The 20,820-nt window shown below is 40.1% G+C and carries 18 protein-coding genes; 15 read left to right on the top strand and 3 right to left on the bottom strand.

Annotation, left to right across the window (positions count from 1 at the left end; translation table 11 throughout):
- Positions 1-3 precede the first annotated feature (3 nt).
- From WKV44_03990 to WKV44_04055, 14 genes are all read left to right on the top strand, one after another.
- Positions 4-588 carry a hypothetical protein gene (locus WKV44_03990; GenBank protein MEM5947699.1) on the top strand — a complete coding sequence of 195 codons (585 nt, stop codon included), beginning with the start codon at positions 4-6 and terminating at the stop codon, positions 586-588.
- A 46-nt stretch (positions 589-634) separates the two neighbouring features.
- A complete protein-coding gene (locus WKV44_03995) occupies positions 635-1,210 on the top strand; it encodes a hypothetical protein (GenBank protein MEM5947700.1) in 576 nt (191 codons plus the stop codon).
- A gap of 84 nt (positions 1,211-1,294) precedes the next feature.
- The gene (locus WKV44_04000) at positions 1,295-1,828 is read left to right on the top strand and encodes a TIGR00730 family Rossman fold protein (GenBank protein ID MEM5947701.1); all 534 of its coding nucleotides are present in this window, start codon (positions 1,295-1,297) and stop codon (positions 1,826-1,828) included.
- A gap of 102 nt (positions 1,829-1,930) precedes the next feature.
- Positions 1,931-2,923: a biotin synthase BioB gene (gene bioB / locus WKV44_04005; GenBank protein MEM5947702.1), complete on the top strand. Its 993-nt coding sequence runs from the start codon at positions 1,931-1,933 to the stop codon at positions 2,921-2,923.
- A gap of 193 nt (positions 2,924-3,116) precedes the next feature.
- Positions 3,117-3,725 carry a V-type ATP synthase subunit E gene (locus WKV44_04010; protein ID MEM5947703.1) on the top strand — a complete coding sequence of 203 codons (609 nt, stop codon included), beginning with the start codon at positions 3,117-3,119 and terminating at the stop codon, positions 3,723-3,725.
- A gap of 9 nt (positions 3,726-3,734) precedes the next feature.
- Positions 3,735-4,304, top strand: a complete 570-nt coding sequence (locus WKV44_04015) for a DUF2764 domain-containing protein (protein MEM5947704.1) — start codon at positions 3,735-3,737, stop codon at positions 4,302-4,304.
- On the top strand, positions 4,291-6,066 hold the full coding sequence (locus tag WKV44_04020) for a V-type ATP synthase subunit A (GenBank protein MEM5947705.1): 1,776 nt from the start codon (positions 4,291-4,293) through the stop codon (positions 6,064-6,066). The genes WKV44_04015 and WKV44_04020 overlap by 14 nt, the downstream gene beginning before the upstream one ends.
- Positions 6,059-7,384, top strand: coding sequence for a V-type ATP synthase subunit B (locus WKV44_04025; GenBank protein MEM5947706.1), 1,326 nt, complete (start codon positions 6,059-6,061; stop codon positions 7,382-7,384). Before WKV44_04020 ends, WKV44_04025 begins: the two co-directional genes overlap by 8 nt.
- Positions 7,371-7,964, top strand: coding sequence for a V-type ATP synthase subunit D (locus WKV44_04030; protein ID MEM5947707.1), 594 nt, complete (start codon positions 7,371-7,373; stop codon positions 7,962-7,964). The genes WKV44_04025 and WKV44_04030 overlap by 14 nt, the downstream gene beginning before the upstream one ends.
- A gap of 3 nt (positions 7,965-7,967) precedes the next feature.
- Positions 7,968-9,845 carry a V-type ATP synthase subunit I gene (locus tag WKV44_04035; GenBank protein ID MEM5947708.1) on the top strand — a complete coding sequence of 626 codons (1,878 nt, stop codon included), beginning with the start codon at positions 7,968-7,970 and terminating at the stop codon, positions 9,843-9,845.
- A 4-nt stretch (positions 9,846-9,849) separates the two neighbouring features.
- Positions 9,850-10,281: a V-type ATP synthase subunit K gene (locus tag WKV44_04040; protein MEM5947709.1), complete on the top strand. Its 432-nt coding sequence runs from the start codon at positions 9,850-9,852 to the stop codon at positions 10,279-10,281.
- A 235-nt stretch (positions 10,282-10,516) separates the two neighbouring features.
- The gene (gene ispG, locus WKV44_04045) at positions 10,517-11,566 is read left to right on the top strand and encodes a flavodoxin-dependent (E)-4-hydroxy-3-methylbut-2-enyl-diphosphate synthase (protein MEM5947710.1); all 1,050 of its coding nucleotides are present in this window, start codon (positions 10,517-10,519) and stop codon (positions 11,564-11,566) included.
- Positions 11,520-12,413: a hypothetical protein gene (locus WKV44_04050; GenBank protein MEM5947711.1), complete on the top strand. Its 894-nt coding sequence runs from the start codon at positions 11,520-11,522 to the stop codon at positions 12,411-12,413. Before ispG ends, WKV44_04050 begins: the two co-directional genes overlap by 47 nt.
- Positions 12,414-12,648: 235 nt before the next feature.
- Positions 12,649-14,148, top strand: a complete 1,500-nt coding sequence (locus tag WKV44_04055; protein ID MEM5947712.1) for a carbohydrate-binding protein — start codon at positions 12,649-12,651, stop codon at positions 14,146-14,148.
- Positions 14,149-14,283: 135 nt separating this feature from the next.
- Here the strand turns inward: WKV44_04055 and WKV44_04060 are convergent, their stop codons facing one another.
- On the bottom strand, positions 14,284-16,014 hold the full coding sequence (locus WKV44_04060; protein MEM5947713.1) for a DUF5312 family protein: 1,731 nt from the start codon (positions 16,012-16,014) through the stop codon (positions 14,284-14,286).
- A 162-nt stretch (positions 16,015-16,176) separates the two neighbouring features.
- Here WKV44_04060 and fusA point away from each other — a divergent pair, with 162 nt between their 5' ends.
- Complete coding sequence (gene fusA, locus WKV44_04065) at positions 16,177-18,204, top strand: elongation factor G (protein MEM5947714.1); 2,028 nt, start codon at positions 16,177-16,179, stop codon at positions 18,202-18,204.
- A 166-nt stretch (positions 18,205-18,370) separates the two neighbouring features.
- On the opposite strand, the gene thiC is transcribed toward fusA, so the two are convergent.
- A complete protein-coding gene (gene thiC / locus WKV44_04070) occupies positions 18,371-19,648 on the bottom strand; it encodes a phosphomethylpyrimidine synthase ThiC (GenBank protein MEM5947715.1) in 1,278 nt (425 codons plus the stop codon).
- 30 nt (positions 19,649-19,678) lie between these two features.
- Complete coding sequence (thiE, locus tag WKV44_04075) at positions 19,679-20,785, bottom strand: thiamine phosphate synthase (protein MEM5947716.1); 1,107 nt, start codon at positions 20,783-20,785, stop codon at positions 19,679-19,681.
- Positions 20,786-20,820 lie beyond the last annotated feature (35 nt).

Here is a 20,820-nt window from a genome sequence, read left to right on the forward strand (position 1 = left end):
AATATGCAGAACTGGGTAACTAATGTGCTGTCTGTTTCCGGCTTTTCTTCTGATGACGAGGTATTCTACTTCTTAAAAAGGACTGTGATAGGTTCAGATAAGGGTAAAAAGGGGGATGATTTTTCTTTTGAGCCTCTTATTGAGTTTCCCGAGCTGACGGACGGAAGCAAACACAAAAAAGGATATTTGGACGTACAGTATCTCAATCTTAATCTTATTTGTAAAGATGATACTATAAGACTTGTGTATAGATTTCTGACGTCGTGGAATTTTTTCTCTCTAAATTGGCAAATTATAGTAGAAGATTTTGCCCATCTGCAGTTTTTGCATCTTGCTCTCGATTCCAACGAAGACAAGACTACCTTATGCGGTTATAAAGAAGGCCGCCTTCTTTTTGAAAAAGTTCTTGAGCGAGGTATTGCAGAGATGTATCTTGCGGATATAGAGCGTCTGCCAGATTCTCAATACGTTGCGCCTCTCAATTATTTGCAGCTTTCTACTCTAAAAAAGGAACAGTTTATGACAATGCTCCAATACATGCGTGCTGGAGTGGATGCCAATACCGCAAGAAAGCTTATCAACGGTTAAAATATTCTCTATATGAGAATATTATTTTATATTTTGGGGGTTCTATATGAAAAAGGTGTTTTTTATCTTGGTGGTCTCGTTATTGCTTTCTGTAGGTGTTTTTGCAGATGATACTGTTAAGATAGATGCTATTATGAAACCCGGGAATATGGGAATCTACGCAGGTATAGGTACGGGTGTGTTTTGGGGAGCTCTTGATTTCTCAGGTGGTTTTGAGGCTATATTTTCTCAATATGATATAGGAGATTCTTTACCTATAACTTTTGGTGTGGCTGTTCGTGGCGGAATTTTCTCGTGGAAAGAGACCTGGGTACTTGGTGATTATTATTATACATATCTTGGTGGCGGTGTTTTTGCAACTGCACATCTCGGTTTTACCAAGGATTCTGTTCCCGAGAATTTGCAGTTTCTTGCAAATACAGATTTCTATGTTGGCTTAGGACCTCAGTTTTACTCTTATTCTTATGGATACTCTTCTTCTAAGGTCTCCAATTTTATCATAGGTTTTGGTTCTACGGGAGGTATCAATTATTTTCTTACAGATAATTTTGCAATAAACCTTGAGGGTGGCTATTATGGTTACTATGGCGGTGGAATTATAGGTGTATTATTTAAATTCTAATTTTAAATATGTTTTATTTAGGCTGCTTGTTAAAAAGCAGCCTTTTTTATTGCATTTTTTATTTTTTATGCTATAAGATTGAGTATGAAAAGTATCTTGTTTTTTTGCGGATCTTTATACGGTAAATCCGATAAATATGCGGTTTTAGCTGCTGAGATAGGTAAAATTTGCGCTTCTTGCGGGCATAGACTTGTCTATGGCGGCGGAGATAGGGGAATAATGGGGGCTCTTGCAAAGGCTCATCTTGGTGCTGGAGGCAGAGTTTTGGGGATTCTTCCTGGTTTTATGCGGGGATGGGTAGAGGAACTGCCTGGTGCAGAGTATTGTTATGTTTCTTCTATGGCTGAGAGGAAAATGCGTATGCTGTCTGAGTCTGATTATGCTCTTGTTCTTCCAGGTGGTATAGGGACTATGGATGAGTTTTTTGAGATTGCAACTCTTGTGCAACTGAGGCAAACAAATATAGGGCTTGGTATTGTGAATCAGGATTCTTTTTTTACCCATCTTGTTTCTCAGCTGGATGTTATGGTAAAAGAGGGGTTTCTTGGGTCATATGATCATTTGTTTGATATTTTTTATGATATTGATTCTCTTTTTGATTTTTTAAGAAAATTATAGTTATATGTGCTGTAATGCTTATTGTTTAAATCGATGTTTTTTGTTAACCATATTTTAAAAATGGTTGACAAAACTTTTTTTTAAGTTTAATTATTCTTTGTTATGGAAAGATTGTTTTTAAAAGAGATACGAGAAAGAGCGGAAAAGGGTGAGCCTATTTCTTTTGAATTGGGGCTTGATGTTTTAAATGCATCTTCTGATGTTTTGCCAGATATTTTTGCTGTGACCAATGCTCTGCGAATAAGGCACTTTGGCAACAGGGTAAACTTGTGCTCTATTGTTAATGCCAGAAGCGGTGCTTGCACCGAAGATTGTGCTTTTTGTGCTCAGTCGGCTTATCATAAAACAGAGATTGATGTTTATCCACTTAGAGGGAGAGATGGTATTGTTGATGTCTATAATAAAGTTGATAGTACCCTTCCTGTAAATCATTTTGGTGTTGTCACTAGTGGTGAGGCTCTGACGGATGATGAACTGGATAATGTAATTTCTGCTATCTCTCATAAATCCAGGGTAAACTGGTGTGCTTCTCTTGGCACCTTGAGTATGGAACAGCTCCTCAGCTTAAAGAAATCCGGGCTTAAAAGGTTTCATCATAATCTTGAGACTTCCCCAGATTATTTTTCTAAGATTTGTACTACTCATTCTTATGAGGAAAGGTTGAGAACTGTACAAAATGCAAAGCAGGCAGGGTTAGAGGTGTGCTGCGGCGGTATTTTCGGTTTGGGAGAAGGTTTTGAAGATCGTGTTAGTTTTGCACTTCTTTTAAATGAGCTGGGTGTGGATGCTATTCCTATCAATTTTCTTGTGCCTGTAAAGGGAACTAGATTGGAGAATCAGCCTGTAATGAAACCTTTTGATATTCTCAGGTCAATAGCAATGCTGCGACTTGTAAATCCTTCTACAGAGATAAAGGTTTGTGCTGGAAGGTTGCTTCTGGGGGATTTACAATCTGCTATTTTTTGGGCAGGGGCTTCCGGTATGATGATAGGAGATTTGCTTACTATTGCTGGTCGTAGTGTTACTGAGGATATTGCTATGCTTGATGCGTTAGGTCTTATTCCTGTTTCTGCTCCTGTTATGTGTGATAATTAGCTTTTTTGCAGTAGTGGTTTTTTGATTTTTACATATTTTGAAGGTCTTTTAGCTATATTTTTCTTTGCCAATGGCAGGGCTTACCGCTTTGCGGTAAGCCCGTTCGGTATAATAAAATTTTATTTTTTGTATTGCTTTTTTCATATGCATTTCTTAAAATTAATTTTATAAAATCCGTTTTACAGGAGCTGGTATGGAGACTGCTATCAAGGAGCTTATAGAATCTTTAAAAAGGGATGGTGTAGAGGCGGGACAAAAACAGGCTGATGAGATTGTGAGGGATGCTAAGATTAGGGCTGATGAGATTATAGAAAAGGCAAGACAGCAGGCTAAGGTTATTCGTGAGGAGGCCGAGAGGGAGGCATCTCAGTTTAGGATGAGCGCAGAAGAGGCTGTGCGTCAAGCTGGCAGAGATCTTGTGTTGTCCGTCAAAAAGGAGTTAGAGGAGATTGCTTCTTTTGTGCTCCTGGAGATGATAAAGGAATCTTACTCAGATAAGGCTGTAGAGGATGCTGTTGTGTCTGTTGTGTCTTCTTGGTCAGTGGATGAGGTGGGGGATGTGGAGCTTAGGTTGCCTGAGAATGTTTCTGAGGCTCTTATGGCTTCTCTTAAGAAAAGGCTTGCGGACAAGATTGCTGCAGGGCTTGAGTTGAGGCCTGTTAAGGGGCTTGATAAGGGGTTTAAGATTGCGCTAAAAGATGGCAGTGCGTATTATGATTTTTCTGAGAAGGGGATTGTCGAGGTTCTTTCTGCTTTTCTTAATCCAAGGGTTGCGGCTTTGCTCTCTGAGTCAATAAAATAGGGGGTGGTTGTGGCTCAATATTATTATTTTGTTTCTTCTTTGCCACTTCTTAATTTTGATCAATCACCGCCTATGGGTGTTTCTTCTTTTCTGTCCGAATGTAGTGCTCTTCTGCAGGAGAAGGATTATCGCATTCTTGAGTCTGTTTTGCTTGATAGAGATTGTGAGTTTTCTTCTGATTTTGCCAGAAATATTAGAGAATGGTTTAGGGCTTTTAATAATGCTTTGGTTGTTTTTAGGGCTTCCAGGCTAGGTGTGGGTGCCGAGAAATGGCTGAGGGGTATGCCTGATGGCTATTTCTCAGAGATGATAAAGCCTGTTTTTCAGCATGATAGTGTCGTAGGAAAGCAGGAGGCTCTTTATAAGTTCGTCTGGTCTTTTCTTGATGAGTGTGGTGCTGGGCATTTTTTTGACCTTGAGGCGCTTATTGTTTATGGTTTGAGGCTTTCTTTGCTGGAAGCACGCTCGGTTCAGACCTTGGAACGAGGTGCTTCTGTTTTTGATAAAGTTTTTGATAACCTGAAGTTTTCTGAGATTCAGGAAAAATTACCTTTTGGAGAGAGCAATGATTATAGGTAAGGTTGTTGGTGTTAATGGTAATATGGTCAGGGTTGAGGTTGATGGTAATGTGAGGATGAATGAGGTTGCTTATGTGTGTGTAGGAGATAAGAGGTTAAAAGCGGAGGTTATAAGAATAAGAGGTAAGTTTGCCGAGTTACAAGTTTTTGAAATTACTCGTGGTATCGGGGTAGGTGATACTGTAGAGTTTACTGGCGATTTGCTTTCTGTACGGCTTGGGCCAGGTCTTCTTACCCAGATTTATGATGGTTTACAGAACCCTCTTCCTGAGCTTGCAGAGAAATGCGGTTTTTTTCTAGAGCGTGGTATTTATGTTGATCCTCTCAATCCAAATACAAAATGGGATTTTACTCCTGTTGCTTCTGCGGGTGATGTTGTTTCTGCGGGTGATACTCTGGGTACTGTCCCAGAGGGCATATTTAAGCACAGAATTATGGTTCCTTTTAATTATACAGGTGAATACAAGGTAAAATCTGTTGTTTCCGCGGGAAGCTATACTGTAAATGATGTTATTGCCGAGATTGAGGATTCTGATGGAAATATATATAAGCTCACAATGGCTTTTAACTGGCCTGTAAAGGTTCCTATAACAGCATATGCGGAGCGTTTAGAACCTGTAGAGCCTCTTGTTACCAAGATAAGGATTATAGATTCCTTTTTTCCTGTTGCAAGGGGTGGTACATATTGTATTCCTGGACCTTTTGGTGCGGGTAAGACTGTGCTGCAGCAGATTACAAGTAGGAATGCTGAGGTGGATATTGTAATTATAGCTGCCTGCGGTGAGCGTGCAGGTGAGGTTGTAGAGACTCTTAGAGAGTTCCCTGAACTTACTGATCCCAGAACTGGCAAGAGTCTTATGGAGCGTACAATAATAATCTGTAATACCAGTTCTATGCCTGTTGCTGCTCGTGAGGCATCTGTGTATACGGCTGTTACTCTTGCAGAGTATTACAGACAGATGGGTCTCAATTGTCTGCTTCTTGCCGATTCCACTTCCAGATGGGCACAGGCTATGAGAGAGATGTCTGGAAGGCTTGAGGAGATTCCCGGAGAAGAGGCTTTCCCTGCTTATCTTGAGTCTGTTATTGCAAGTTTTTATGAGCGTGCAGGTCTTGTAAGGCTCAAGGATGGCTCTACTGGTTCTGTTACTATTGGCGGCACAGTAAGCCCTGCAGGTGGTAACTTTGAAGAACCTGTTACACAGGCTACACTTAAAGTTGTAGGTGCTTTCCACGGCTTGTCGAGGGAGCGTTCTGATGCTCGTAAGTATCCTGCAATCCATCCTCTGGAAAGCTGGAGTAAGTATAAGGGGGTTACCGATGTTGCCAAGACTGAGTATGCAAGACGTGTTCTCTTTGATGGTAATGAAGTGGCCCAGATGATGAAGGTTGTAGGAGAAGAAGGAACAACGCTTGATGATTTTGTTCTTTATCTAAAGTCCGATTTTCTTGACAATGTATATTTGCAACAGGATGCTTTTGATCCTGTTGATGCGTCAGTGAGTGTAGAAAGACAAAGACATGTTTTTGATATGATTTTTGACATTCTGAGTGCAATATTTTCTTTTGAGACCAAGGATGAGGCGAGGTCTTTCTTTGCTCTTCTTACTCAGAGATTTAAAGATTATAATGTTGCAGAATGGGATTCTCCTGATTTTAAACGGCTTGAGGCTCAGATTAAGGCAATGGTAGAGGAGAAGACTGCCGGCAGGGATGAAGAAGCGGAATATATTTTGTCCAGAAAGGTGGAAAGCCATGCGTAAGATTTATAGCAAAATAGAATCAATTGCAGGTAATGTTATAACAGTAAGAGCAGAAGGCGTAAAATATGGTCATCTGGCTGAGGTCATATCTGCTCAAGGAAAATCTCTTGCAGAGGTAATACGACTTGACGGTGATATGGTTGCTCTGCAGGTTTACTCCGGTTCTAGAGGAATATCTACCGGCGATGAGGTCAGGTTTCTTGGCCATCCAATGAAGGTATCCTTCTCCGATAATCTGTTGGGACGTATTTTTACCGGAAGCGGACGTCCTCGTGATAATGGCCCTGAGCTTCTAGATGAGCTTGTAGAGATAGGTGGACCGTCTGTTAACCCTGCAAAGCGTATAATCCCGCGCAATATGGTGCGTACTGGTATACCTATGATAGATGTTTTTAATACTCTTGTAGAATCTCAAAAACTTCCTATTTTTTCCGTATCAGGAGAACCATACAATCAACTTCTTGCAAGAATAGCTCTCCAGGCCGAGGCAGATGTTATTATTTTGGGTGGAATAGGTCTAAAATATGACGATTATCTTTTCTTTAGAAATACGCTGGAAGAAGGTGGCGCTCTATCCCGTACTATTTTCTTTGTTCATACGGCTGCTGACCCTGTTGTTGAGGCTTTGCTTGTCCCTGATATTTCGCTTGCTGTTGCTGAGCGTTTTGCTCTAAAGGGAAGAAGGGTTCTTACTCTCCTTACAGATATGACCAATTTTTCTGATGCACTTAAGGAAATAGCAATAACAATGGAACAGGTTCCATCCAACCGTGGTTATCCGGGAGATTTGTACAGTCAGCTCGCTTTTAGATACGAGAAGGCTGTTGATTTTGAGGGTGCAGGCTCCATAACAATTCTTGCCGTTACGACAATGCCTGGTGATGATGTTACTCACCCTGTGCCGGATAATACGGGGTATATTACAGAAGGACAATTCTATCTTAGAAACGGCAGAATTGAGCCTTTTGGTTCCTTGTCTCGTCTCAAACAGCTTGTAAATAAAAACACTAGGGAAGACCACAGAGCAATCATGGATGGGATGATAAAGCTGTATGCAGCGTATAAGGAAACTTTGGAGAAAAAATCCATGGGTTTTAGGATGTCAGAGTGGGACAGTAAGCTGCTAAAATACGGAACTCTTTTTGAGAGGGAACTTATGGATCTTTCCGTAAACATCCCCCTGGAAAAGGCTCTGGATAAGGGCTGGGAAATTCTTGCGGAGTGTTTTACTCCGGAGGAGACAGGATTAAGGTCTGATCTTGTTAAGAAGTTCTGGCCCAAAAAAGCAGCAGAAGAGGTGGCACATGGCCAGAGTTAAGCTCACAAAAAATGAGCTAAAAAAACAAAAAGATGCTCTTAAAAGATTTGAGAGATATCTTCCAACTCTTCAGCTTAAAAAGCAGCAATTGCAAATGGTGATAACTCAGGTTGAGGCAAAGGTTGCTGATAAATGGAAGAAAAAACATGAGCTTCTTGGGTCATTGGAGTCTTGGAAACATCTTTTTGGCCAGGATATAGGACTTGATTCTCTTCTTAAGGTAAAAGAAATTATTACAGGAGATACAAATATAGCGGGTGTTGATATTCCTACTCTTGAAAAAATAGAGTGGGAAGCTCCTGACTATGATCTTTTTTCTACTCCTCTGTGGGTTGATGATGCTGTGTCCTTTTTAAAGGAATTGCTAACCGTGGAGACAGAGATTCTTGTTCTGGAAGAGCAAAAAAGACGGCTCAATGAGGAGCTTAGAATAACAAGTCAGAGAGTTAATCTTTTTGAGAAGGTTAAAATTCCCGAGACAAGAGAGAATATAAGAATGATAAAAATATATCTCGGAGATCAGCAAACTGCTGCTGTTGTACGCGGTAAGATTTCTAAGAAAAAGCTGGTAAAGGGGTAGTCCATGATTGTTCCAATGAAGAAGATTGCCCTTATTCTCAAAGCCTCAGATGCGGAAGAGGGACTAAGAAGACTTAGAAAGTATGGTGAGGTGCATGTAGAGCTGCTTGATAACCAGAATGATAGTGTGGAAGAAGCATCTTCGCGCCTCGAAAGGCTTACTACAGCTCTTGCTGTGCTTTCTGAGTATAAGAAGAAGTATGATGGAGTACAAAAGAAAGCTGTATCTTCCGATGAGATTTTTGCTATAGTTGATGAGGTTTTGTCTCTTTCTGTAAGGCTGAAGGAGCTAAAAGAGGACTCTTTTAAACTTGCTGCTCTCATAAAAGAAATGTCTGAATGGGGAGATTTTTCCCTTGAGGATATAAATTTCCTAAGAACTAATGGACTTGCTGTTGAGTTTGTCTATCTGAGCAAACAGCAAAAAGAATCTCTGGATAACTCTATTATATGTGTGGATTTGGGAAAGGCTTCCGGAAGATTTAGATGTCTTCTTCTCAGCAGAGATAAACAAGATATTGTGCCCACTGGGGCTGATAGGTTTGTGCTTCCTGATTCTTCTCTATCTGCTTTGATTGTAAGACAGGAAGAGCTCTATAAAAATATGAGAGAAATTTCCGGCAAGCTTGTTTCTCTCTATGCTTGGCATGACGAACTTGTGCGTTTGGGGAAAGAAGTACTGGAGCCGGAGCTCACCTTAAGGAAGGTTGAGGCCTCTCTTAGAGAAGACGGCCCTGTTGTCTTTCTTACTGGATATGTTCCTGCAGAGAAAGAAAAACATTTTATCGATTATGCGAGAAAACACGAGTGGGGAATTATAACAAAGGAGCCTGACGAGGAAGACAATCCTCCCACATTGCTTAGAAATCCGCGCTGGATGCAGATAATAAAGCCTGTTTTTAATTTTCTTGATACCGTGCCTGGTTACAGGGAATTTGACATAAGTTTTGTTTTCCTTGCTTTTCTTTCTGTGTTTTTTGCCATGATAGTAGGTGATGCTGGTTATGGTGCGATTTTTTTAGCCGGCTCTGTTTTCATCCTAAGAAAGGAATACAAAAAGACAGGACAGGTTACCGATGTGGGAGTGCTTATTGCTTGGATGAGCCTTTGTACAATAATATGGGGTTCTCTAACGGGTACATGGTTTGGTTATGAGGGCTTTGCAAAGATTAAGCCTTTTTCTTATTTTGTTATTCCTGAGTTATCCTCATGGGAGGAGGTCTCTATAAAAAACATACAGTTTATAAGTTTTTTGTTGGGTATAATTCATATTTCAATAGCACATTTATGGAGATTTCTAAGAGAGCTCAAAAAGAAACCGGCGATACGTGCTTTTGCACAGTTGGGATGGCTTGCCATAATGCTTGGTATTTTCAATCTTGTTCTTTCCATGGTCCTTGATCCTCAGAAATACCCCTTTCTGCCAGTTTCTCTTTATGGAATCATTGCAGGATTTATAATAGTTGTTTTCTTCTCTGAGCAGGGAAGCGACGGTTTTTTCAGGGGAGTGCTGCGCGGGCTTGCCGGGTTGTTTACAACTGCTCTTGATACTATTAGCGCCTTTGGAGACATAATTTCTTATATCAGGCTTTTTGCTGTTGGGCTTGCAACCATAGCTCTCGCTCAGGCGTTCAATGACATGGCAATAGGTGCTGCAAACGGAGTGGTTGGAATAATAATTGCTTTTCTTATTCTTCTTGTCGGTCATGCACTCAACCTTGTCATGTCCGCTCTTTCTGTAGTTGTGCACGGTATAAGACTCAACCTTCTTGAGTTTGCCGGGCATCTTGGTATGGAATGGACGGGGATTCCATATTCTCCGTTTAAAGAGCCTGTGCGACAGCATCAGGCTGATAAAAATGATATCAATATAAAGGAGTAATTGTATGAATCTAGGATTGATAGGAATAGGTGCTGCTCTTGGTCTTGCAGCAGCAGGTTCTGCTCTTGGAATCGGTACTGCAGGCATGGCTGCAATAGGTGCAATGAAAAAATGTTATGCTCAGAATAAGCCGGCTCCCTTTATTCTGATTGCATTTGTTGGTGCTCCTCTTACTCAGACAATATATGGCTACCTTCTCATGGGAAACCTTCTCAATAAACAATCCACTCTCGATCCATGGCTTATGATAGGACTTGGACTATTTGGTGGTCTTGCAATGGGCTTTTCTGCCTGGCTGCAGGGTAAAGCAGGTGCCGCGGCATCTGATTCTCTTGCCGAGACAGGAAAAGGTACCGGTAACTATCTTATGATAATCGGTCTTGTAGAGACTGTGGCTGTGTTTGTTCTTGTCTTTATGATGACAATAAATGGCTAATTCTTCTGTACAAATGACAGGCTGTCCCTTAGGGACAGCTTTTTTTTATTTTATACCGAACGCAGGGGACGCATCTGCGTCCCCGCTGCCTCCGGCGGGAAATGGCCAGTAATAGCTGGATTGCCGAAGGCAGGCATAAGGCGCATATCTGTTAAAGTTCTACAAAATATGTGCGCCTTATGCCGTTCGGTTTATGGGACTTTAAAGTTTTTTATTATAATTTTATACTTATCATATGAACGGATATAAAACAAAAAAAATACGAGTCGGAAGACTTTTTATAGGTGGTGATGCACCTCTTGCTGTACAAACAATGTGGAAGTTGCCTCTTTCTGCTACGGTTTTGGATGATTGTATTACAGAGCTTATGACACTTGAAAAGATGGGGTGTTCACTTGTGAGATTCTCAGTACCTGATATGGAATCTGCTGAGTTTCTGGGAAGGCTTGCAGAACGGGTTAGTATGCCACTTGTTGCAGATATACATTTTGACTGGCGGATTGCAGTGAGAGTTATGGATTTTCCCGTGTCAAAGGTAAGGATAAATCCAGGTAACATAGGTAGCCGTGATAAGGTTGCCAATGTGGTAAAAAAGGCTTTAGACAAGGGAATTGCTATAAGGGTCGGAGTTAATACTGGCTCTCTGCCAAGGAATATACGCGATATGGACAGAGCAGAAGCACTTGTGACTGCTGCGGAAGAAGAGCTTAGCATCCTGGAATCGCTTAATTTTAAGGATGTCATTTTTTCTTTAAAAGCTTCCGATATAGAAACTACTGTGAAAGCTAACAGAATATTTGCATCTAGACATCAATATCCTCTTCATCTGGGTCTTACCGAGGCTGGCCCTCTTATACCAGGCACTGTCAAATCTACTGCGGCACTTCTTCCTTTGCTCAGAGACGGGATAGGCGATACGATACGTGTGTCTCTTTCTGATGACTGCAGAAAGGAGGTGCTGGTAGGTATGGAAATAGCCCGAGCCAGTGGAAGGCTCAACATGGGCGTCAACATAGTCTCCTGTCCACGATGCAGTAGATACAGTTTTGATGTTATGAGTTTCTTAAAAAAGGCACAAGACTATCTGCAAACAGTAAATAAACCTCTTACTGTTGCCATAATGGGTTGTGTTGTAAACGGCCCAGGAGAGGCTGCTCATGCGGATATTGCAATAAGCGGAGTAGGTAAAACCATATACATATACAAGCAGGGGAAAAAAGTCCAGGAGGTGGCAGAAGATGAAGCATTTGAGGCCTTTATTAATCATATTGAGTCTCTTATTTAGCTTTTCTTTGACTGCTGAGGAAAAACCATCCTGGGTAACCTACGAAGAAGCCCGTGAGCTTGTAGCAGAAGGCAAACTGGCAGAAGCAATAATAGTTTTGGAAAATGCCATTGATGAGGAGATAACTTTTCCGGAAGCAGAGTATGAACTGGGGCTGATATTTTACAAACAAGGAGAATATGACCTTGCTGAGCAGCATTTTCTTAAAGCAATAGGACAAAAACGATACCTGTCTGTTGATGCCTCATATTATACCATAGTATATACTCTTGCTAAGATGTATCTGGACATAAAAAAATACAATGAGATGGAATCCTTGCTTTTCAACAATATTTTGGCATACGATGATACATATGTAGGCAATAAGAACAAAAAAAACAGGGAAATATGGATAAATGCCCTCAAAGAAAAAGGCATTGACAAATTACTTTTACTATACAGATATGATGAAAGCTTTTCATACGATGCACATATTATACTTGCAGAGTTTTATACCAATAGTGGACGATATGACAAAGGGTTAGAGCATTCTTTATTAGCTGTTATGATGTTTGTAAGCACTGCTGTGGAAAGTATGATAAAAGAAGATCATCTTTTTCAATTCTCCGGCTTGGATATGTTATGGGAAAAATTGCAGAATAATGACCTTTATCAGGATTATATTACTACTCATAGACCATGCAGAGCTCTATATTTTCTTGCCAACTCTCTTTACGGGCTTGCATATGATGAAGAAGCAAAAAAAATATGGACATTTGTTGCAGAACATTCTACGGAAACAGGTTATAAAAATCTAGCAAAAAATCAAATTTTAAAACCGGATGTAAGACCTGTATATGCAAAGTAAGCTTTACATTTGTTATACAGTCTTTTTACGATTATTATCTATATGTTAAATAATACGTTTTTGTCAGAATCCAGAATAAAAGAGAGTTTTTGAGATTATAGAAAATAGAGATTTTTGTTGACATCAAAAAAAACCAGTAGTAGAATATGATATCGTTATCATGGTAGTGATATCATATTTCTGAGCCTTTTTCATTTCTTATGTGTCATTCTTGGAAGGTTTTTAAGGAGTTTTCATGAAAAATTTTTTAAAATTTACCAGCATATCATTATTGCTGGTATTTAGTCTTATTTTATCGGCATGTAATACAGCGTTTATGGAGAGCAGTATTAGCGAAAATATGTTATCACGTTCTACATCCTATATTGATAGTTCAACAGCAAGATTATGGTTTGATAAATCGGAGGTGGATTGGGCTGATGTGCACTATAAGATAAATGGCGGTAGCCAGATTAATGTCAGAATGAGTAAGGATGTTTCTTATTTCTGGTATGATGTTACAGGTCTACAAGAAGGTGATACTGTTGATTATTGGTTTACAATAGGTTATGTTTCTGGTGCTCAGGATACAGGTTGGTATTCTTATAAGCATAGTTTAAGTTCTCCTGCACCTGCATCAACTTCTGATTCCTCTGCAACAAGCTTTGTTTTGGAAGCAGAGGATTTTGCCTATATGAGTGGTATCAAGACAGAGTCCTGCTCAGAAGGGGGATTCAATGTGGGTTGGATAGATGCTGGTGACTGGCTTGCTTACTCATCAATGTATTTTGAGGAAGGTGATTATCTTATAGAATATAGAGTGGCCAGTCTATCCGGTGGTGGTAGGTTTAATGCGGATATGGATGCAGGTTCTGTGCAGCTTGGAGCGCTTGATATTCCTTCTACTTCTGGATGGCAGAATTGGACTACTATTTCCCATACGGTACATATAAATGCAGGTAATCATGCTTTTGGTATTTATGCTTTATCCGGTGGTTGGAATATAAACTGGATAAAATTTACTTATCTTAGCGGAACGACACCTCCACCGTCCACAGGCGATTGGAGTCTTGTGTGGAGCGATGAGTTTGATGGAAATGGACTTAATACTGCTTACTGGACACCAGAAATAGGTGGCGGCGGATGGGGAAATAACGAACTCGAATATTATACCGACAGAGCAGAAAATATTGTGGTTTCTGGAGGTTATCTTAACATCATAGCAAGAAAAGAATCATATGGAGGTAGACAGTATACTTCTGCAAGACTTAAGACTCAGGATAAGCTATATAAAACATATGGTAAGGTTGAAGCCAGAATAAGATTGTCAAAAACAGGTTCCGGATTATGGCCGGCATTCTGGATGCTCGGTAACAATATTTCTTCTGTTTCTTGGCCTGTATGCGGTGAGATAGATATTATGGAACACGTAAATACCGATTCTCTTATATACGGGACTATACATTGGGATGCTTCTGGTCATGCTTCTTATGGAGGCCATACACAAGCCGATATAACACAATGGCATATTTATACGATAGAGTGGGATAGTTCTTCCATAAAGTGGTTTGTGGATGGTACTAAGTATCATGAGGCCAATATAAAGGATAGTATAAACAGTACGGAAGAATTCCACAGGCCTTTTTTTGTCTTATTAAATCTTGCAGTTGGAGGCGAATGGCCTGGTTTTACAATTGATGAGAGTGTGTTTCCTGTTACAATGTATGTTGATTGGGTGAGGTGGTACCAGAAATAGATACTTATGTATGCCAGGATATAGTGTTTTTCTACCTGATTCTTAGTATATATATCTTTGCCAAAGGCAGGAGGAACTGCGTATTCCTGCCTTTTTTCTTTGTGTGCGCAGTGACGACGTTCGGTATAAATATTTTTATTGCTTGTTTTCTATTTCCAAAGATTCTTTTAGATATCCTGCCATTATTGCTATTGTCCTCTGTGTTTCTGCGAGATTGGGTTTAAAAAGACGGTGGTTTTTGATATCAAGGTCGTCCAAATTGGATAGTGTATCATATGCCTCTCCGCTTTTTCCCCATAGTATGCCCCCCAGAACCTTGCCCATAGTGCTTGCTGCATTCTGTACAGAAACAAGCCATTGTTCTATTTTTTTCTCCTCCTGTTCAAACAAAACTTCTAGTCTTTTTCTCTTAAGAACAGGCATTGCTATTTCTCTGGTTATTGCATTATATATTCTTCCCAGCTCGCCGTTGTCAGAAAATCTTGCTTCCAGTTGTTCTATGGTTTCTTTGATCCCCATCAGGATATTGTAAGATTCTGTAAATTTATTCTTGTTATCCTGTTTGTAGAAGTTGCCATCCAAGACTATTGTCTTTAGGGTAGGAACGTGCTTTGGGAAAAAGATTGTCTCGCCAAAGGTTTTAAGAAACATAAGACTTAGTGCGTGTTTACCTGTGTAGTCCTGTCCTGTGGCATTAGAATAATTTTTTATATCCAGCAGTGTTTTAACTCCCGTTATTTCGCACATTCTTTGGTATAAATCTTCTTTTTCCTTATATGCTACAAAATCTTTAAAATCTGTGTCAAATTTTTCTCTCCAGTATCTCTTGGTTCTTGCCAGCCAGTCTTCTCCGCCAAAGTGTATACTTGGCATATAAGAAGGGTTTTCTGTTATATATCTTACTATTTCTAGTAAAGGTAGCTCATGGGCCTTTTCTTGAAGTTCTGAAAAAAGTCCTACCAGTTCTGCATATATCTCATTGTGTCCTTTTATTTCTGGATTCTTGCCAATTTCCAAATTATGTATAAATGTTGCAAGTATTCTAAAATAAGAAAGAGGAGGCACTTTTTCTGTACTGTAGAGAATATTGACAAGTTCTACCAGTAAAAGCTGGAGTTCTTTGTTATCCCACATTATTGTCTGATTGGCACCAGCGTGTCCCCAGAAAGATAACAATGGAGGAAAGGAAAAATCTATAAGGGCTTTTGTATAATAAAAAAATCCAGTGCAATCCTGCATGTTGACTCTAGCTTTGGGCGGTATATATGAGAAAGATTCGTCTATGGCAGAGGAAAGTTCTTTTTTTATTGTTTTTTTTATATCTTGAAAGTTAAGAGATGGGGATTCTGTTCTTATTTTTTCTTCTTTCTTATATATGTCTCCCGAGCTCTCTAAATGGCTTTGGGCTTCCGGTATAAAAAATCCAGTAAGCAGAGCTATAAAAGCATCAGCATTTTTGTTTGTATAAACCGGCAACATTTTTTTTCTTATTGCTGATATTATATCTGCTATTGTCTTTATATTGTCGTAAAGAAGAGGAGTAAATCTTTTTTCTTTGTAATTGAGAAGAAGAGAATTGTTTTTATTGATTCTGGTTCTTATTCTTCCAAGTATTATCTGCTTGATTGCATCTTCTCGTTTTTTTATACCAAACAATGATTTTAAAAAGATTATGAGTTTTGTAAGTATAGAAAGCTTTTCCCAGACTTCTTCTATATTTTGCTCTTCCAAATGGAGTTCTTCTTGCGTTGCTCCTATATTGAAGCCCGCATCTTTTTCCGATTCTTCCATAAGTTTTTTTCTTAGTTCTTCCCGCTCTTGTTCTGATAGTTCTCTTGCGAGCATATTGAGTACAGGCACATCCATGTTATAAGTATAATTACTTTTTTCTAAGTTTGGAAGTAAGAAAAATATATGCCTCAGTTTACGTTTTACACTTTTATAAATCTCATATGTCTGTATATGATATATTTTTATATCTTCTCTTTTTACTGCTATTGTGCTAATATACGACCTGCGAGGAAATATATGGACAGAAAACTTATACGTAATATTGGTATCATAGCCCACATAGACGCCGGTAAAACAACTACCACAGAAAGAATATTGTACTATACTGGTAAGAGCCACAGGATAGGAGAGGTTGACAACGGCGAAGCTACAATGGACTGGATGGAACAGGAACAAAACAGGGGGATAACAATAACTGCTGCTGCTACAACATGTTTTTGGAAAGAACATCAGATCAATATAATAGACACCCCCGGTCATGTTGATTTTACCATAGAGGTTGAGAGATCCCTGCGGGTATTGGACGGAGCTGTTGCTGTTTTTTGTGCTGTTGGCGGTGTCGAGCCACAGTCAGAGACAGTCTGGCATCAGGCTGATGAATATGCAGTACCCAGAATTGCCTATATCAACAAAATGGACAGGCTGGGAGCAAACTTTTTTGCAGTTCTTGATGATATGGAGAAGAAACTCGGTGCTAATCCCATGCCTATTCAGATTCCTGTTGGTAAGGAATCCGATTTTAAGGGGATTATTGACCTTATATCCATGCAGATGATTGTATGGGATCAGAATTCTCAGGGACAGAATTACTCCTATGTTCCCATACCCGAGGATTACATAATTAAAGCTGAGGAATGGAGAGAAAGAATGCTGGATAATCTTTCCCAGCATTCTGATGAGATTACGGAGCTTTTTCTCGACGGACAAGAGATTCCAGAAGAGATGATACATTCCACAATAAGAAAATGTACTCTTGAGAGAACCGCTATCCCTGTTTTTTGTGGTAGTTCTCTTAAAAATATAGGAATACAGCCTATTCTGGATGCTGTAATAAAATATCTTCCTTCTCCTCTTGATTTGCCACCTGTAAAGGCACATCATGTAAAAAAAGATGAGGATGTGGAAATCCCACAAACAGAGGATGGGCAGCCTCTAGGTCTTATTTTTAAAATACATGCGGATAAAGATGCCGGTAATCTTTGTTTTGTTCGTGTATATTCTGGAGTAATTAAGAGCGGAAGTGCTATTTTTAACGTAAATAAGAGGAAAAGAGAACGCGTTATGCGTATATTCCGCATGCATGCCAACAGGACTGAGGCTATGGACAGTATACGGGCAGGAGATATCGGTGTGATAGTAGGCTTTAAACTTGCCCAGACAGGAGATACCATATCGTCAGAAGGACAGCAGGTGCTTCTGGAGAGGATGCATTTCCCTGAGCCTGTTATATCCATATCCATAGAGCCTAAAACACTTTCAGACAGGAAAAAACTCCTAGATGTGCTTAACACCATATCCACAGAAGACCCTTCTTTTTTCTTCAAAGAAGATGAGGAAACAGGAGAGCTTATAATATCCGGCATGGGAGAGCTTCATCTGGATGTTACTGTTACACGCATAAAAGACGATTTTAAACTTGATGTAAGGACAGGTAAGCCAAGGGTAACTTATAGGGAGACCATAACCAGGGAAATTACTGTCACTGAGAACTTTGACAGGATAATTGCAGGAAAACAGCAGACAGCAGGCATTACGCTCACACTTCGTCCACAAGAAAGAGGACGTGGGAACAATGTAAAGAACCTTGTGAGACCCGGTCAGGTGCCTGATGATATTATGGATGCAGTCAAAAACGCATTGGAAGCATCTTTTTCCGGTGGAACACTTATGGGATATCCTCTTACCGATGTGGAAGCAGAAATAGTCTCTCTTGATTATAATCAGGAAACATCTACGGATTTTGCTTTCGAAGCTGTGGCAAGTGCTGCTTTTGACAAAGCTTGCAGAGAGGCTGATCCCATACTTCTTGAGCCTGTTATGAAGCTTACAATAATCTGTCCATCAGAGTTTATGGGCGATGTTGTTAGCCAGATTACTGCCAGAGGCGGCCTAATCCACGGCATAGATTCGCGCGAAACAGTAGAAGAAATCCATGCGGAAGCACCCTTGGAGAAGATGTTTGGCTACATGACATCTCTTAGGAGCGCAACACAGGGGCGTGGAAACTTTAGTATGGAGTTTTCTCACTTTGCACCCAAGAAATAATTTCCTATAATTTTATACCGAACGCACAGCCCACTTATGTGGGCTGTGCTGCCTTATGGCAGAAGAAGAGCAGAGTAGTGACACCTGTTCTTCTTTATATATGCCACAGGCAGGAACACCTGCGCTTTTTTATCGTACTACATATGGCGCAGGTGTGACGTTCGGTTTATTTTATTTTTTCCTTTATTCTGTTGGTTCTGTTTACAGAGCACATTTTCCCGCACATTGTGCAGACAGCAGGATCCCGTGGCATAGATTCTTCTCTCATCTTGCCCGGTTTCTCTGGATCAAGCGCAAGCTCAAGCATTTTTTTCCAATCCAAATTGCTGCGAGCAATGCTCATCTCTTTGTCCCAGTTATCTGCTCCAGGAACGTGTTTTGCAAGGTCTGCCGCATGTGCAGCTATGCGGCTTGCGATTATACCTTCTTTTACATCGGAAAGATCGGGAAGCTTTACATGCTCTGCAGGGGTTACATAGCAGAGAAAATCTGCACCAGATGCTGCTGCAATTGCTCCACCTATAGCAGAAGTGATATGGTCATATCCCGGGGCAACATCAGTTACCAGCGGTCCCAATACGTAAAAAGGAGCATTGTGACATAACTTTTTCTCAAGAAGCATATTAGCTGCTATCTCATCAATCCTCATGTGCCCAGGACCTTCTATCATAACCTGGACTCCGGCATCTCTTGCTTTTTTTGTAAGCTCTCCCAGAACTATAAGCTCTGATATTTGCATACTATCACTTGCATCATGTACAGCACCTGGTCTGCAGGCATCTCCCAAGCTAAGGGTGACATCATACTCCAGACAAATATCAAGCACTTTGTCAAAGTTGGCAAAAAACGGATTTTCTTTACCTGTTATGTCCATCCATTCTGCTATAACTGCGCCACCTCTGGAGACGATTGGCATGATTCTGTCTGCTGGTTTCATATGAGCAAGGACATTTTTTGTTATGCCTGCATGAAGAGTAACAAAATCTACACCATCCTCTGCATGAGTTTTTAGCATGCCCAGAAAGTCCTCCTCTGTAAGCTCCGGCAATTCTTTGCCCAGATTTTCCGCATCATATACGGGAACAGTCCCCACCATAAGGCTAGTATGCTCTATAAGATTTCTCCTGAATGGCCTTGTATCTCCAGAACAGCTAAGGTCCATAACAGCATGTGCTTTGAGTTTTTCTGCAAGATCCGCTTTCTTTATTTCAAGCTCATAGTTGGGGCAGTCCTCTGATATTCCTAGGTTAACGTTTATCTTTGTTGTAAGACCTGCTCCTATTGCATAAGGAGAAAGTTTTTTGTGATTTTTATTAGCCGGCAAAACCACACTACCTTCTGCTATCTTTTCTGCAAGTTTTTCCGCAGATATTTTTTCTTTTTTAGCAGCTTTTTTCATCTGCTCTGTTATTATTCCTTTTTTTGCCTGTATAAGCTGTGTCATTTTTTCCTCCGTTATAATTTATAAGTAACATTATTCCCAACTGTTTCGATTATTGCCAATTTTAAAATAAAGCGGCTCCGGTGAGTTTTTTGCTAACTCCTCAAGTGTTCTTAAGACAGATTGGGCTTTTTTTTCTATATCATCTGCCATGGTGAGCTCTGTAACCATTGCAATACATCTTGCCCCATTTTTACAAACATGGTACATGTTATGTTCTTTTATCCCTCCTATTGCAACCCATGGGATTTCTGCATTTTCCGCAGCATATTTTACGTATTCTGTGCCTACGGCATCACAGACATCTTCCTTTGTATTTGTAGAAAATACAGGACCTATTCCCAGATAGTCTGCTCCGTTTCTTATAGCTTCTTCTGCCTGTGCAGGAGCATGAGTGGATACACCAATTATCATATTTTCCCCAACAATGCTCCTTGTATCCTGTACCGGCCAGTCGTCCTGCCCCAGGTGTATACCATCCGCCTCTGACATGATGGCAAGGTCTATATAATCATTCACAATAAAAAGAGCATTGTATTCCCGCGTAAGTTTTCTTATCTCTCTTGCTTCCTTTAACATTATTTTTCTTGTGTATTTTTTTTCTCTGTATTGAATTATCTTCACACCTGCTTTAAGCATGGCTTTTACGACAGTAATATTATCTCTGCCACGAGAATATTTACTTGCAGTAAGTCCATATATATTGTTGGTAAAATAGGACAGAACTTTCTCTTTTCTTGTTGTTGTAAGCCCTTTTTTACTTACATCGTAGAGACTGTATCGTATCTCCTGCATTACAAGAGCAATTTCTTCTTTTCCCAAGTTTCTAAGAGCTTCTTCTGCGCTACGCACTGCTTCTTCTGCACGACTTATGTTTTTTATGAAGCTCTGAGCATAGCTTTCTTTTTCTGCTCTTTTTACATGTTTTGTTTTACGGCTTATATCATGTAAAGAATCGCGATGAGAAAGCAAAAAAGGCTCTATAACTGCTACTGATTTTCTTAGCTTGTGACGCAACATCTTAAGCTCAGAAGCAAGCCCTTTATCCTCTGCAACAAAACGAGCAATATCTTCTGCACATCTTATGCCCTCTGAAGCACGGTTTATATTAGCATCAATTATTCTGTAAAAATTATTCATTTTTTTCTCCGTTGTTGTATCTATCCTGTGCAACT

Source organism: Spirochaetia bacterium 38H-sp, assembly GCA_039023545.1.
Classification (GTDB): domain Bacteria; phylum Spirochaetota; class Spirochaetia; order Winmispirales; family Winmispiraceae; genus Rarispira; species Rarispira pelagica.

Excerpts from the sequence above, each read along its gene's own strand:
- WKV44_03990 (MEM5947699.1), top strand. The coding sequence starts at position 4 with ATGCAGAACTGGGTAACTAATGTGCTGTCTGTTTCCGGCTTTTCTTCT.
- WKV44_03995 (MEM5947700.1), top strand. The coding sequence starts at position 635 with ATGAAAAAGGTGTTTTTTATCTTGGTGGTCTCGTTATTGCTTTCTGTA.
- WKV44_04000 (MEM5947701.1), top strand. The coding sequence starts at position 1,295 with ATGAAAAGTATCTTGTTTTTTTGCGGATCTTTATACGGTAAATCCGAT.
- bioB (MEM5947702.1), top strand. The coding sequence starts at position 1,931 with ATGGAAAGATTGTTTTTAAAAGAGATACGAGAAAGAGCGGAAAAGGGT.
- WKV44_04010 (MEM5947703.1), top strand. The coding sequence starts at position 3,117 with ATGGAGACTGCTATCAAGGAGCTTATAGAATCTTTAAAAAGGGATGGT.
- WKV44_04020 (MEM5947705.1), top strand. The coding sequence starts at position 4,291 with ATGATTATAGGTAAGGTTGTTGGTGTTAATGGTAATATGGTCAGGGTT.
- WKV44_04025 (MEM5947706.1), top strand. The coding sequence starts at position 6,059 with ATGCGTAAGATTTATAGCAAAATAGAATCAATTGCAGGTAATGTTATA.
- WKV44_04030 (MEM5947707.1), top strand. The coding sequence starts at position 7,371 with ATGGCCAGAGTTAAGCTCACAAAAAATGAGCTAAAAAAACAAAAAGAT.
- WKV44_04035 (MEM5947708.1), top strand. The coding sequence starts at position 7,968 with ATGATTGTTCCAATGAAGAAGATTGCCCTTATTCTCAAAGCCTCAGAT.
- WKV44_04040 (MEM5947709.1), top strand. The coding sequence starts at position 9,850 with ATGAATCTAGGATTGATAGGAATAGGTGCTGCTCTTGGTCTTGCAGCA.
- ispG (MEM5947710.1), top strand. The coding sequence starts at position 10,517 with ATGAACGGATATAAAACAAAAAAAATACGAGTCGGAAGACTTTTTATA.
- WKV44_04050 (MEM5947711.1), top strand. The coding sequence starts at position 11,520 with ATGAAGCATTTGAGGCCTTTATTAATCATATTGAGTCTCTTATTTAGC.
- WKV44_04055 (MEM5947712.1), top strand. The coding sequence starts at position 12,649 with ATGAAAAATTTTTTAAAATTTACCAGCATATCATTATTGCTGGTATTT.
- WKV44_04060 (MEM5947713.1), bottom strand. The coding sequence starts at position 16,014 with ATGGATGTGCCTGTACTCAATATGCTCGCAAGAGAACTATCAGAACAA.
- fusA (MEM5947714.1), top strand. The coding sequence starts at position 16,177 with ATGGACAGAAAACTTATACGTAATATTGGTATCATAGCCCACATAGAC.
- thiC (MEM5947715.1), bottom strand. The coding sequence starts at position 19,648 with ATGACACAGCTTATACAGGCAAAAAAAGGAATAATAACAGAGCAGATG.
- thiE (MEM5947716.1), bottom strand. The coding sequence starts at position 20,785 with ATGAATAATTTTTACAGAATAATTGATGCTAATATAAACCGTGCTTCA.